This window comes from Citrobacter sp. CK206, assembly GCF_030333125.1.
Classification (GTDB): Bacteria; Pseudomonadota; Gammaproteobacteria; order Enterobacterales; family Enterobacteriaceae; genus Citrobacter_B; species Citrobacter_B koseri.
In genome coordinates this window covers 351,053-363,889 of sequence record NZ_JAOWGM010000020.1, presented here as the reverse complement: position 1 = coordinate 363,889, position 12,837 = coordinate 351,053, and the positions used below count along the sequence as shown (strand labels likewise).

Annotated in this window: 14 protein-coding genes and 1 tRNA gene; 8 read left to right on the top strand and 7 right to left on the bottom strand. The window is 50.7% G+C overall.

Annotated elements, in window-relative coordinates:
• Positions 1–63 precede the first annotated feature (63 nt).
• Positions 64–1,083 carry an NADPH-dependent aldehyde reductase Ahr gene (gene ahr, locus OGX81_RS02490; protein ID WP_049009364.1) on the bottom strand — a complete coding sequence of 340 codons (1,020 nt, stop codon included), beginning with the start codon at positions 1,081–1,083 and terminating at the stop codon, positions 64–66.
• A 201-nt stretch (positions 1,084–1,284) separates the two neighbouring features.
• Between ahr and OGX81_RS02485 the strand changes: the two genes are divergently transcribed.
• From OGX81_RS02485 to OGX81_RS02465, 5 genes are all read left to right on the top strand, one after another.
• Positions 1,285–1,369, top strand: a tRNA-Leu gene (locus OGX81_RS02485).
• Positions 1,370–1,591: 222 nt separating this feature from the next.
• On the top strand, positions 1,592–3,268 hold the full coding sequence (locus tag OGX81_RS02480) for a tyrosine-type recombinase/integrase (RefSeq protein ID WP_074143872.1): 1,677 nt from the start codon (positions 1,592–1,594) through the stop codon (positions 3,266–3,268).
• Positions 3,269–3,569: 301 nt separating this feature from the next.
• Complete coding sequence (locus OGX81_RS02475) at positions 3,570–4,466, top strand: hypothetical protein (RefSeq protein WP_045292370.1); 897 nt, start codon at positions 3,570–3,572, stop codon at positions 4,464–4,466.
• Complete coding sequence (locus tag OGX81_RS02470; protein WP_047459333.1) at positions 4,441–4,902, top strand: hypothetical protein; 462 nt, start codon at positions 4,441–4,443, stop codon at positions 4,900–4,902. Before OGX81_RS02475 ends, OGX81_RS02470 begins: the two co-directional genes overlap by 26 nt.
• Before the next feature lie 255 nt (positions 4,903–5,157).
• On the top strand, positions 5,158–5,409 hold the full coding sequence (locus OGX81_RS02465) for a helix-turn-helix domain-containing protein (protein WP_063851115.1): 252 nt from the start codon (positions 5,158–5,160) through the stop codon (positions 5,407–5,409).
• 19 nt (positions 5,410–5,428) lie between these two features.
• On the opposite strand, the gene fic is transcribed toward OGX81_RS02465, so the two are convergent.
• Positions 5,429–6,505 (bottom strand): protein adenylyltransferase Fic, encoded by a 1,077-nt coding sequence (gene fic / locus OGX81_RS02460; RefSeq protein ID WP_047050428.1) that lies wholly within the window; start codon positions 6,503–6,505, stop codon positions 5,429–5,431.
• A 337-nt stretch (positions 6,506–6,842) separates the two neighbouring features.
• Between fic and OGX81_RS02455 the strand changes: the two genes are divergently transcribed.
• Both OGX81_RS02455 and OGX81_RS02450 read left to right on the top strand, forming a co-directional pair.
• The gene (locus tag OGX81_RS02455) at positions 6,843–7,109 is read left to right on the top strand and encodes a hypothetical protein (protein ID WP_047050430.1); all 267 of its coding nucleotides are present in this window, start codon (positions 6,843–6,845) and stop codon (positions 7,107–7,109) included.
• Between the two features lie 107 nt (positions 7,110–7,216).
• Entirely contained in the window at positions 7,217–7,870 is a 654-nt protein-coding gene (locus OGX81_RS02450; RefSeq protein WP_047050432.1) for an HNH endonuclease, read from the top strand.
• Positions 7,871–7,925: 55 nt separating this feature from the next.
• On the opposite strand, the gene mobH is transcribed toward OGX81_RS02450, so the two are convergent.
• The 4 genes from mobH to OGX81_RS02430 form a co-directional block, all read right to left on the bottom strand.
• Complete coding sequence (gene mobH / locus OGX81_RS02445; RefSeq protein ID WP_047050433.1) at positions 7,926–9,515, bottom strand: MobH family relaxase; 1,590 nt, start codon at positions 9,513–9,515, stop codon at positions 7,926–7,928.
• A 173-nt stretch (positions 9,516–9,688) separates the two neighbouring features.
• Positions 9,689–10,060, bottom strand: coding sequence for a hypothetical protein (locus tag OGX81_RS02440; RefSeq protein WP_286487521.1), 372 nt, complete (start codon positions 10,058–10,060; stop codon positions 9,689–9,691).
• 63 nt (positions 10,061–10,123) lie between these two features.
• Complete coding sequence (locus OGX81_RS02435; RefSeq protein ID WP_286487520.1) at positions 10,124–11,029, bottom strand: ArdC family protein; 906 nt, start codon at positions 11,027–11,029, stop codon at positions 10,124–10,126.
• A 64-nt stretch (positions 11,030–11,093) separates the two neighbouring features.
• Positions 11,094–11,384 carry a hypothetical protein gene (locus OGX81_RS02430; RefSeq protein ID WP_014908067.1) on the bottom strand — a complete coding sequence of 97 codons (291 nt, stop codon included), beginning with the start codon at positions 11,382–11,384 and terminating at the stop codon, positions 11,094–11,096.
• Positions 11,385–11,717: 333 nt separating this feature from the next.
• Between OGX81_RS02430 and glgS the strand changes: the two genes are divergently transcribed.
• Positions 11,718–11,918 carry a cell surface composition regulator GlgS gene (gene glgS, locus OGX81_RS02425; protein WP_001561269.1) on the top strand — a complete coding sequence of 67 codons (201 nt, stop codon included), beginning with the start codon at positions 11,718–11,720 and terminating at the stop codon, positions 11,916–11,918.
• Between the two features lie 38 nt (positions 11,919–11,956).
• Here glgS and OGX81_RS02420 read toward each other — a convergent pair whose 3' ends face one another.
• Positions 11,957–12,829 (bottom strand): phosphorothioated DNA-binding restriction endonuclease, encoded by an 873-nt coding sequence (locus OGX81_RS02420; protein ID WP_286487519.1) that lies wholly within the window; start codon positions 12,827–12,829, stop codon positions 11,957–11,959.
• Positions 12,830–12,837: the final 8 nt, after the last annotated feature.

Below are 12,837 nucleotides of genomic sequence, written 5' to 3'. Positions count from 1 at the left end.
TTGCGAGAAGAATTCCAAAAGGGGGAGCAAAACCGGGCAGCGAATGCCGCCCGGTGAAGGCAATCAAAAGTCGGCTTGCAGTACCACACGGTAGCGAGCTTTACCGTCACGAACGTGCTGGATGGCCTCGTTGATTTGCGACATCGGGAACAGCTCGGTCGTCGGCGAGACCTTGCTGCGCCCGGCAAATTTCATCAACTTGCGCAGTTCATACGGCGTACCGGTTGCCGAACCGGAGATGCTGCGATCGCCTGCAATCAGGGTAAACGCCGGAACCGGTAGCGGCTTCAGCACCGCGCCAACGGTGTGGAAGTTGCCGCCATAGGCCAGCGCTTCGAAGTAAGGCTGCCAGTCGAGATCGACATTGACGGTGTTGATGATGAGATCAAATTGACCTGCCAGCGCTTTCAACGCCTCTGGATCGCGGCTATTGACCACTTTATCGGCGCCCATCGCCAGCACTTCCTGTTCTTTGGCCGGACTGGAGCTGAATGCGGTAACCTCGCAGCCCATCGCGTGCAGCAGCTTAATGGCGATATGGCCGAGGCCGCCGATGCCGATCACCCCAACGCGACTGGTGGCGGTAACGTGGTGCATCAGCAGCGGTTTGAAGACGGTGATGCCGCCGCACAACAGAGGGCCTGCGGATTCAATATCGATGCTTTCTGGAAGCGGGATCACCCATTGCCAGTCTGCTCGCAGCTTCTCGGCAAAGCCGCCGCGATTGAGGATGGTTGGCACCGATCCTTCCAGACAGTTAATCTGATTGCCGCTGATACAGGCATCGCAGTGCCCGCAGCTGCGCGCCGTCCAGCCAATCCCGACGCGTTGACCTACCTTCAGACCTTTATCCTGCGCGGCGCTGCCGAGTGCCACGACGCGGCCAATCACCTCATGCCCGGCAACCAGCGGATATTGAGAGAAGCCCCATTCGTTGTCGATCATCGACAGATCGGAGTGGCAGATACCGCAGTAATCTACCTGTACCTCAACATCTTCCGGCTTGAGTTCACCCGCATCATATTCATAGAGTTCAAGTTCGCTGCCCGCCTTTTTTGCGGCATAGCTTTTTATAATAGACATCGTGTTTCCCTCAGTGTGGTGTTGAACTGGAAGTGTAGAGCATGGGAAACGGAGTCGCTTCGCAGAAGGAGGGGTTAAGGAGGTGCCCGCCGTAGGGTTGTGCTGATTTTTTCAACACTTAGCGAGCCGGGCATATGCTACCGCTTGCATGGTGGCGTGTGACAGGTATAATCCACAACGTTTTCCGCATACCTCTTCAGTGCCGAAGTGGCGAAATCGGTAGACGCAGTTGATTCAAAATCAACCGTAGAAATACGTGCCGGTTCGAGTCCGGCCTTCGGCACCAAGTGATGCAATAATTAGCTACCTAAGGGTGGCTTTTTTTGTGTCCATTTCCGTCCAAATTCGTCCATATCCGTCTGTAATTCAAAGATAATTTATTTTCCGGTAATAACCATATTTGTTTTGTGGTATTTCCGTGTTGGTCATTTTTCATCCATTGACATCCACACGATTTGGGGGCCAAATTGGGGGCTTAGACGTAGTTCGATAATAGTGAGGCCCCCAAATGGCACTAACAGATCGCGCTATAGTCCACGCCAAGCCTTGTGGCAAGCCGTATAAGCTCAGTGACTCGCATGGACTTTACCTGCTGGTTAATCCTAACGGTTCAAAACGCTGGTACATCAAGTACCGCTTTGTAAACAAAGAGAAAAAGCTCGCTTTAGGGCCTTATCCGCTTTTGACGCTTGCACAGGCAAGACGCATGCGTGAAGAGGCCCAATTACTGCTGATTTCCGGCATCGATCCGAGTGCACACCGAAAAGCAGAACGCCTTGCGATAACGCCGGAACATACGTTTGAGTCTGTGGCACGCGAATGGGTCACCAGTAACGTGAACTGGTCGGCGGAACATAAGAAGCGGGTGCTGCGTTATTTCGAGCTTTATGTGTTCCCCACGAACGGCAGCTGTGACATCACCAAAATGAAGGTCAAAGATCTGCTGGTGCCCATCAAGGAGGTGGAGAAAGCGGGCAAACTGGATGTTGCTTCCCGGCTTCAGCAGCGCACTGCCTGCGTGATGCGCTATGCCGTCCAGAACGGCATTATCGATCATAACCCTGCATCAGATTTAACCGGCGCGGTTTCCACGCCCAAAGTTCGTCACCACCCGGCGTTGGATCTGAATCTTATCCCTGATTTCCTGGAAAGAATCGACGATTACAAAGGCCGTCATCTGACTCAACTGGCGGTAAAGCTGGCGCTGCTGCTGTTTATCCGCTCCAGCGAACTGCGCTTCGCCCGCTGGGATGAAATTGACCTGCGTAACGCCATGTGGACCATCCCTGCCGAGCGTGAGCCGATCCCCGGCGTTAAATATTCAGCGCGTGGGGCGAAGATGCACTCCCCACACTTGGTCCCATTGTCACGTCAGGCCATCGAACTGCTGCACGAGGTGCGGCAGCATTGCCGACCGGGAACTGAACTGGTGTTCCCCGGCGATCATAACTACCGCAAACCGATGAGTGAAAACACCATCAACAAAGCGCTGCGGGTGATGGGCTACGACACCCAGAAAGACGTCTGCGGCCACGGTTTTCGCACTATGGCCTGTAGCGCGCTGGTGGAGTCGGGTCTGTGGTCAAGTGACGCGGTCGAACGCCAGATGAGCCATCAGGAGCGCAAGCGCGTACGTGCCGCGTATATCCATAAGGCGCAGCACCTGGAAGAGCGCCGGGAAATGATGCAGTGGTGGGCGGATTATCTGGATGCAAACCGGTTCAGGCATGTTGTACCGTATGGCTTCAAAAAGTCGCCGGGAGGCGCACTCGACCATATGAGTTTCCAGGAGCGCAATGACCGGCAGCTAGAGGAGCTGAAAGCCAGAATACTGGCTGACTCGGAATGGCTGACGGCGTCTGAATTATCCGCAAAAGCGGGCTTTCGTTCCGCCGATCCTGATGCTGGCCCGAAAGGCTGGAAAGCCGCTGGGAAGATATTCTCGCTGAAGGTCGATGGTGAGGATTTGTACCCGGATTATGTTCTGGATGAGAAAATGAGGCCCCTCAAGGTTGTCAGGCTGATTCTCTCGCTGTTTAAAGAACGTAAGACCCCATGGGGGCTAGCAATCTGGTTCGGCTCGGCAAATCGCAGGTTGAGAGGAGGGAAGCCGAAAGATTTGTTGGTGTCAAAGTCAGAGTTAGTACTGATGGCGGCGCAGGATGAGGTTGAGTCGGGGGAGTAGGTTGCGGGATAAGGTAGAGATTAAGTTGGGGGATGATGCTCCAGTGGCATTACGAACAAGGTTCTTTAGCAGCATTTACGAAGCAAAAGGTATTGATGTCCATATACTTTTAGGGCATTAATCGCCTAGTTAGACGGCTCTGCACTGTGATGGCAATGCTAAAAACTGAGTGAAAATCAAAGTTTGAATTTTATCCCATTCAGTGATACTGTGTATTTATACAGTAGTGAAAAAATTTAACCTCTTGTAGGTCCTTGGTTTTATGGAATAATAAAATCAATTAATTTACAGGAGTTTTCTTATGCAATTGTTCGCCTTACGTGTGTTAATGAGACCACGCGACCCTGATCTTTTTTCAAAGGGATCTGTTCAAAAAGACATTGTGCATTTTGAAAATGCCATAGTATTCAGCGCGCAAAAGTTACATCTGACATCATCAACACCATCCGTTCATAAGAAAACCAGCTACACCCTGAAGCTGAGTATAAAACCCACTGAAGGTGTCATGGCTGGGGTCATATCAAAACAGCAAAAAATTAAAGGACATGATAAGGATTTTCGCGAATTCGATGTAGACAATTATCCACCTATCGTATGGATCTGGGATAGAGAAGAGCAAGTGTTATTGGTCGAGAAGAAAACAGCGGTATTCAAGGATGCGCATCAAGTTGCTAAGGCATTTGAAGATCTTGCCAACAACGACTATTTGGCCCAATTGGGGCTAAGAGTATTTATCGAAGCTTGCCTTGAAATGGAAGATTTTTGGTCTGAATATCATAGACTTCAGTTTATTGATAAAGTTAGTTTTACGTTGATTACTCCGAATATTTTCGGAAGTAGCAAGCAGGCCTTAACTGACGATTTGCGAAAGCTTGAGGCAGATACTAATGCAAACGCTGTAACCACAACATTTGAAAACACAGATGGTAATTTAAAGCTTAAAGGTTCTCATTGGGCATCTGTTTTTGTTGATTGGGTAAAAGATGGTGGTGGTTCTTGGTTAATTAAAGGTCGAAAAACACTCAAATCAAAACCTACAACTGTATCCAGTAATCAAACGGCCAAGATAGTCCTTATCGAAGGTGAGATTTCAGAAATTCAGTTAGATGGCTACTCACCGAGTGATATCAAAGAAATCATAGCATTACATCAAAAAAGGTACACATACAAAAATGAAGAATCTAGGCGTCTGGATTAAAGCTATAGCGCTATTCATATTATGCTTAGCGTTATCGTCAACCGATAAACAGGTTTATACCCTGCTTGAGCAGGCATCGGCAGGGGTGATCGGCTCAATTCTTGGAGGGATTACTGCAGGGATCTCTGTAATTTTTGGCATTCTGGCGGTCATCAATAAGGGGCAAAAACGCTCAAGTTTTACAAGTTACTTGGGAAGTTTAGAAGCTGATCTGAAATTACTTGTGATCTGTTTAGGCGCAACAATTTTTTTGCCGTACCTTCGAAATTATGACTTACCTCTAATAAATTATCCCAAGCATGAGTTGATTCCTTCTAAGGATAAGTTATTTACTGCGGCAGAGCTGTTTGCCGTAGTGCTGTCTCTCAATCTCATTGTTGAGGTGATAAGTTGCATGATTTTAGTAGTTAAACAAAGTCTGAAAACGGAAGATTGATAAGGTTTTTTTAATGGTTTTATTTGTAGTTATTTGAATTTTAATGATAAAAATATGGTTGGTTTATCACTAACTACGATTTTTGTGGTCGATCATGATTTTATACAGTGCCTTTAACAATGTCTTTTGCATGTATATATAAGTATATGGATACGAAAATAGAGTTTCATAAGACTTCAAATGATATCTCCTTTTAAGAACATATAGTTATCCCCTAAAGCGTATATACGGAAAATATCTGTCATGGGGGATAAAATGAACGTTACTTCACCCAAAATGCTGGCTCAGGCAGTGAGGAATGCTCGCAAGCAATGTAAGCTGACTCAACGCGAAACTGCAGAAAGTATAGGCATGAAACAATCAACGGTTTCAGAGTTTGTGAATCATCCTGAGGGGATCCGCATAGGTACGCTCTTTATGCTGCTTGCCGCTCTGGACCTTAAGCTTCAGGTCGTAAGCCGTAGGGGCGAACATAAATCGTCTGATAGCTGGGACCAGCAGTGGTGAACTGTGGAACCAGTAAGCTTTACTGATTCAATTCCTGCACCAACCTAGTATTGATATACAGCTTTTCGCGACCAACGCTCATTTCTTCCAGCATGCCTATATCTACCAACTGTTTGAGGTATGCTGATGCCGTCTGGCGTTTAGCGATACCTCGTTCAACAAGGTTATCGATCCGGCAATACGGTTGCGCATAGAGCACTTGGATGAGTTCATAGGTATAAATTTTTGGCAGCTTCTCACGTACATACTCGGTCGTTTCTGCCATCAATGCCCGAACGACCGCAATCTTGTCAGTCGTCCATCGAGACGTGTTTTCTACGGCCTCCAGCATAAATAATATCCACGATTCCCAGTCTCCTTCCTCTGTTACCCTACGCAATAGCGTGTAGTAATCACTACGTCTCTCCAGGATAAAGCGTGACAGGTACAGGATAGGCAGTGAAAGCAATTCATTTTGAATCAAGTAAAGAATATTCAGGATACGGCCTGTTCGCCCATTCCCATCCGGAAAAGGGTGGATGCACTCAAACTGATAGTGCGCAATAGCCATTTTCACTAATGGATCTAAATCATCATCGCCATGTATGAACTGTTCCCAGTTCGCCAATAAGTTACGAATAGTATCTTCACCCACCGGGGGCGTATACACCACGCTGTTATTCTGATCGCGCAGTACCGTGCCCGGTGTTTTTCTTATATCGGTCTGAACTGCGCGTAATTTGGTACAGATAGCGATTGCGGTGTTTGTGCAAAGTGGATAGGTCTCAAGATGGGTATAACCATCATAAAGTGCCGTACGATAGAGCAATGCTTCTTTGGTTGCTGGATCTGCTCCGTCTGCACGATCAGCATACTGAAAGAGCTGATCGCTGGTCGTTACGATGTTCTCAATGCGTGAGGAATCTTTCGCTTCCAGCATCGGGAGAATGTTAATCAACAATCCCTGATCGGGGATCAACTCACCCGCCGTTTTCAGCTCTGCAATTGCCGCGCGCGCATTTATACACGCTTTTAGTACATTACGTGTTTCTATCTGCTGCAGATCAGGCGGCAGCTTTGGCAGAGCGTTGTAAGGGGCTTCGGGATTCCAGTTCATATGTTTATAAAAACCGATTTCATCGACATATAGACATCATATGTCGATGCTATAAGCATGTCACGGCATCATGTTTAAAAAATCGTGTTTTATCGATATATCGCCGTAACGTGTCGATGGCATAAACATGTTTTGGCTATATGTTTAAAAAAATGCTTTTTATCGACATATCCTCAGACGCTTGGCGCAGACTATCTGGATTTGCCTGGGAAGAGACTTCACTATCTGAGATGTATTGACCTTTAAATGAGGTCTCTCGGCAACCTTGCAACTGCAAAAAATGCCCCTATTTCATGGCTAATTAACCGCTAAATTCTAGCCATGGAGGAAACTACCGATGTTACCCCGGACACACCGCCAGCTCGTAAGTGTTGAAGTGATGTGGCCTGCCCAGACGCTACCGCTTCCTCTGCAACAGGTAGTCGAAGCATTGAATCAGGGCGAAACGCCCGATCAGATTATTATCCGCATGAACCAACAGGGCCTGCTGGCGTGGCGTGAGGATGCATCCGCGCAGGATACACACGATATCTTTCAGATACGGCTGGACAATCAGCATGAGGCGCGGTTTCTCTGCCGCTACGTTACGCTACCGCTGCACTGATGCCCGTATCCCGCGCGAAATTGAAGAGTGCTGTTTATCTCCGGATAAATTAATATGCTATAAAATAAAGAGTTAGCATATGTCGTTTCAGGGATGATGAGTTGTAAATGAAGAAGAAACTGCCAGACCAGCTTTCCAGGGAATGCATTATTGCGGCTATGCGCGCCTATGATGAAGGTGTACCCCACCAGTTCAGCGAGTCCCGGCTGTATGATGTGGTCTTTGCAGGGCGCAGTTATCCACCGAAAGCGATAGTCGGTATTGCTGCTTTAAATATGACAGGCGTTGAGTTTTCCCCTGAAGATTTTAGTGGTGGTATCAAGTCGAAATGCGTCAAGTTGCTTACCGATCAAGGGTTTCAGATCGTTGAGAAAAATTTGGGTAACGAGCAACCTGCCATCAGTATTTTTCCTGATGAACTGCCGCCGCAGAGCGTATTTAATGAAGGTGCAGCTACGCAGGTAACGGTTAACCGCTATGAACGCGACCGTAAGGCCCGACAGGCCGCATTAGCCTGGCATGGTTGTCTGTGCAGAGTATGTGGTATTGATATGATGAAGGTGTATGGTGAGATAGCAAAAGGTTTTATCCATATACATCACCTGATTCCGCTATCAGACATCAAAGAGAATTACTCTCTGGATCCCAAAAAAGATCTTATTCCCGTCTGCCCTAATTGCCATGCCATGTTACATCGACGTAATCCGCCTTTTTCGCCTGAAGAATTGAAATCAATTATTGAATATCATTCGGCTCTTTAGGTATTTAAGCCCATTCGCTGTAGCTCGGTGGAAGAGAGTATTTTGATATAACTTGCTATTCGCGCAGCAGCTTAAGCCACGGATTATTCATCTGCACTTTCTCTCCAAACACCAGCCCAGGATCCTCCATCAGAAACCCTTTCAACTGACTACTTTTCTTTTGTGGCGCGTGAACATCGCAGGTCCAGATAAAACTGTCATCATTACAGCGCAGGGCCAGCCCTGACTCCTGAAACATTCGCTGTGCCAGCTTCCAGCCGTCGCTGGTGACTCCAGTGGTTTCTGAGGCGTATATCTTAAAGATCCCCGGCGAAATCAAGAAAAGATGGTTCTCCACCACATGTACCTTGCCGTTGCGGGTATTCACCGTGCCTGAAGGGCTGGTGTGGTTCTTCAGCCACTGCAGAAAGTTGTTATTGTCACTAAGCCTCGGGTCGTCTTCTATCTCCGGCAGCGGTTGAGTCGGTGTGCTAAGTTCAGGGGCGGGTTCGGCTTCACTCACCGGTGTCACATCACCGGCAAAGCTGGTGGGACGCTGTTCTCCCTGTTCCCAGATTGCAGACGGCGTCAGGCGCAGCAGCGTCAGCGGTTCAACGGGCGACCAGCCTTTATCCGATCGGATAATGCAGCGCCAGATCGCTTTATCCTCATTGGCAACGATAAGCTGATGCGTCAGCAGTTCGTCAAACAGGCGGTTATTGTTTTCCGGCACGCTGGATACGCCATGCTGGAGCAGCCAGGCGCGAACCCGGTCGGCGGTGGTTTTGCTGATAAGCCACAGTGCATCCTCCGTCAGCCAGCCATCGGATCCACATTCGGGATTATTGAGTCGGTACTCGTTCTGTACCAGCGACCGCAAGGCGGTAAGAAGCTGCTGGGGAAAGGAAGAGGGCTTTTGCGCCAGCGCGGTTTTGATATCGCCGCCGAGGTATCGGGCGACAGAGGCTTTATCGGCCTGCTGTACCAGTTCCGCCAGCGCGCCAGCCCGTTCGTAGTGTCCGGTAAGCTGATAAATCAGGGATGCAAAAGCTGCCGGGTATCCGGCCAGCCAGTCCAGTAACGGCGAGGGTATCAACTGATTAATCAGCATTGCGCCAGCCGCCGGATGCAGATGATAGTCGCGACCGTGGCTCTGGTACTGCCAGCGATAAGGTTGAGTCAGATTACCTTGCCACGGATGCCAGCTGGTGCCACCCAGTTGATGGATTTCCATATCGACGGCGATTTTTCCCGTGTCGTGCAGCAATGCCGCGCAGACTACCGCGACCGTCCATGCGCTGGCTTGCCGGGCTTGTTCTTCTGCACCCGCTTCCGGTGGCAGCAGATAACCCTGGCGCAGTCGGATAGCGTTGCAGGCAACCTCCAGCGAATGATCCAGTAGCCCACCGGGAATGGAGTGGTGATGACTTTGGGAGGCGGGTAGCAGTTGCACCAGTGCGGCGAAGCGATGAATCGCCGTGAGGATCCAGCTATCGAACAGGGTATCCGGCAGCGGGGTCAGTTGCCGTAACTGGTGCAAACAGGACTGGCGTAACGGCGTCGCCAGCAATTGTTCTGCGGATTGTGGCGCAAACCAACCCTCTGGCAGCGTAGCGCCTGGCGCAGGTGGCTGGCTCTGGGATGGTCTTTTTAGCCACTTCAGCATATTTCCCCTTTCCGGGCAGGCCCCTTTGCCCTTGTCGCCCTTCCTTTGCAGTGTCTCCCTTTGGGCCTTTTACATTTTTATTAGTAAAAACTGTATGCTCTCATGTGTATATCTGGCGCTGTATTTCTGGCCGATGAGGAAAAGTGACCGACGTTTTGTCGGCCACTTTAATACTACCACCAGGCATAAAACATCAACCTGTCTCGCTCAAAATCAAACGTCTTAAGCGTCTCCTTCACCCAGATGGTGACGGCGCGAACATCTTTCCAGTAGTGCTCTCCATAATCGGTATAACCATAGAAAAAGCCATCAATCGTGGGATAAACCGCGCCGCAGTTATCCGGCGTCAGGTTCTGCAGGTCACTCAAAAGCGCCTGCAAGTGTGCTTTTGTGACTTCTAACAGCACCTGGTTGCGCACCAGCCCAACGTGTTTATCCACCCATTTGAGTAACGGGTTCACCTTGCGGAAATAACCCACTCTGTCGTACTGGCTTTCATCGGGCGCGTTTTTCGCCCGTTCGAAAAAGAAAAGATCGAGGCCCATATCTCACTCCAGAAAAAGGGGAGCAACTTCCCGGCGGGGAAGACTCCCCGTGCGGGTGGGCTGTCAGGCGCTAAGCTGACAGGGTTGTGGTACAGCGTTGAGCAGCCATTCACTGGCGTGGCGCGCCATACCGCTGGCGCGGATCACTGCCCGCTTGTCCTGGCGCAGGATATCCAGCCAGTAGCCGATATAGCTGGCGTGCTGGAGCCTGCCCTGAATGCCGCAATAGGCGCACAGGAAGGCGCTTCCCATCTCCGCCACTAACTCTTCAGCGGCGTAGAGTGCTTCGGTGCGTTCCGCTCCAGCAATACCGGGACGGTTGAGGCGTGAAGCGTGACCGGTAGCGTGCGTCAGTTCATGCAGTAGCGTGGCGTAGTACGCCTCGCTGCTTTCAAACTGTTGCGGGTGCGGCATCATCACCAGGTCGGTCGCGGGTTTGTAATACGCTTTCGACTGGCGGCGATGGCGCAGCGTCACGCCGCTGTTCATCGTAATGGCTTCGGCCATCTCCACAGGTTCTGCGGGCCGGGTAAACGGCTCGGACAGCGACTGCGGCAGGCCGTCGCACTGCGACAGGTTAAACAGCCGAAATTCACGAATGATCCCGAAATGCCGCACCTTCGGCTCGCCGTCTTTATCCAGCAACGGCTGGCCGAGTGCATCGGTCTCTTCCTGTGTGCGTGGCAGATACAACACCGCCAGAGAGGATTTCTCCCCCCGGCGCACCTGCCCGCCGAGCGCGCTGACCTGATGGAACGTCAGCCAGCGGTCGCTGGCGAAGCTCTGCTTGTCGGCGCTGTTCCACAGAAGCGGCACGTTGATGCCGTGATACGGTCGACCGGATAACGCATTGATTGGGAACGGCGGCTCGCCATCGCGCCACGGGCGGATCCACGGCACATTGCCGTTTTCCAGCTCAGTAATAATCTGGTCGGTGACTTTCTGGTAGATATCGTTGCTTCTGTCCATTGTGCGATCCTCATGGAAGAAGCCGGAGCTGCCTCCGTCCGGAAGCGACTCCGGCGGGGAGAGGTTATGCCTGTTCAGCCATCGAGACCTGCACATAGTGGCCGTGATAGTTGAGCGACAGCGGTAATGCGACAGGGACTTTCATATCGCCCTGCGGCGGCTGGCAGTAGATCGTAAAGGTGACTTTCTTGCGGGACGTCCCGGCGGTACGCAGGGTCAGCAGTACGGCGAGCAACAGATTGCCCAGCCGTTCTTCCACCTGCTGCGGGTCGGCGGGAAATTCCACAGCGGATTGCCAGACATCAGGGGCGATAACCACCGGCATTAACGACGGTTTTTTATCGAAAAGCGACATGGTGTTTCTCCTGTAAATGAGCAGGGAACACCCTTCGCAGGGCGTTTCCCTGCGGGATGGAATGGTACGGGTATCCTGCGCATCTGCGCCGTTCGCGCCTTCCGGATACATGGCGAACATACTGCATGGCTGGCGGTAGTGTTTTCTGCGCGGGTGATAAAAGGGAGGGGAAAATCATTACCGGGGCTGAAGAGTTCTGTAGTTCCTGAAATGTGAACGCAGGCAGATTGATGCGCACTCATCGCTCAAAAAATGATCTTTTTCGGGCGGATACTGAAATCAGAAAAGCATATGACCTTGAACAGTAAACACAATGACTGGAGGGATATGCTAATGAACCGACAAGATATAAACGCATTGAAGAATTTTGATTTTCTGGCGCGCAGTTTTGCCCGTATGCACGCCTTGGGCCAGCCAGTGGATATCGATGCCGTGACAGGTAATATGAGTGATGAACAGCAAGCATGGTTCCGGGAGCGATACGACCACTACCGAAAGCAGGCTGAGCGGGCGAGAGTGATAGAACTGCGGTGATATAACGAACAACGGGCTTAACGGCCCGTTGCGTATTTTCAGGCTTTGAAAATCTGTTTTCGGTGCCAGCCAACATACTGTTCAGCAGGCCACTGCGTTTTGTCATAAGGAAGGAATAGCTGCTGGCCGTCCCGGTGCCAGAACAGATGGTCTACCACCGGACTACGACTGACGCCGCCGGAGATGCGGATGGTCATACTCTCATCCAGTCCGAACGCCCCCATATCAAACGCGTCATGGTGTAATGTACAGAGCGCCAGGCCATTATTTACCACGCACGGACCACCGTACGCTTTCCAGTGAATATGCGCCGCTTCAATACCAACCAGCGCGCCATCGAGTCTGAGATCGTAACCACAGAACGCGCACCGTGAGTGGTAAGCGCGAAGAACGATATCCCTGAAACGCGGATCGCGGTTCCTGGAGCGATCGATAAAATCGAATCCCAGTTGGTTGGCCAGGATCCGCTGAATACTTTCCGGGAAGCGATCGGTGAGGATCTTCTGGGCCAACTGGTCGATCATCTCAGGGTGTGCCAGCAATTGCTGGTAAGCCGCTTCATCGAAGCCGCCCGTCACCTGGTTATCAATCAGTTCTTTCTTTGTCGGCTGAGTATTGCCCTTGCGCGGTTTGCAACCTTCTGCGTGAGCGATCTCCCAGAAGCCGTCTGTTCGCAGCCGCCAGAATGGCATGTTGGGATAGTCGGTGCGTCGCTTGGGGCCAAACTCTTTCAGCAGGCGAGTAAGCGGTTCGTGGATCTCGAGGCCATAGTTAAACAGGCGTGAATGGCCTGCTTTGTACTGCGACAATACATACAACAGCAGTAGCGGTTTATGCGGCGCGCATACGTCACCCTGATGCCAGACAGAGACGTTAGAGATGGCGGATTGCAGCGTTTCTGGAGAGATCATAAGAATGA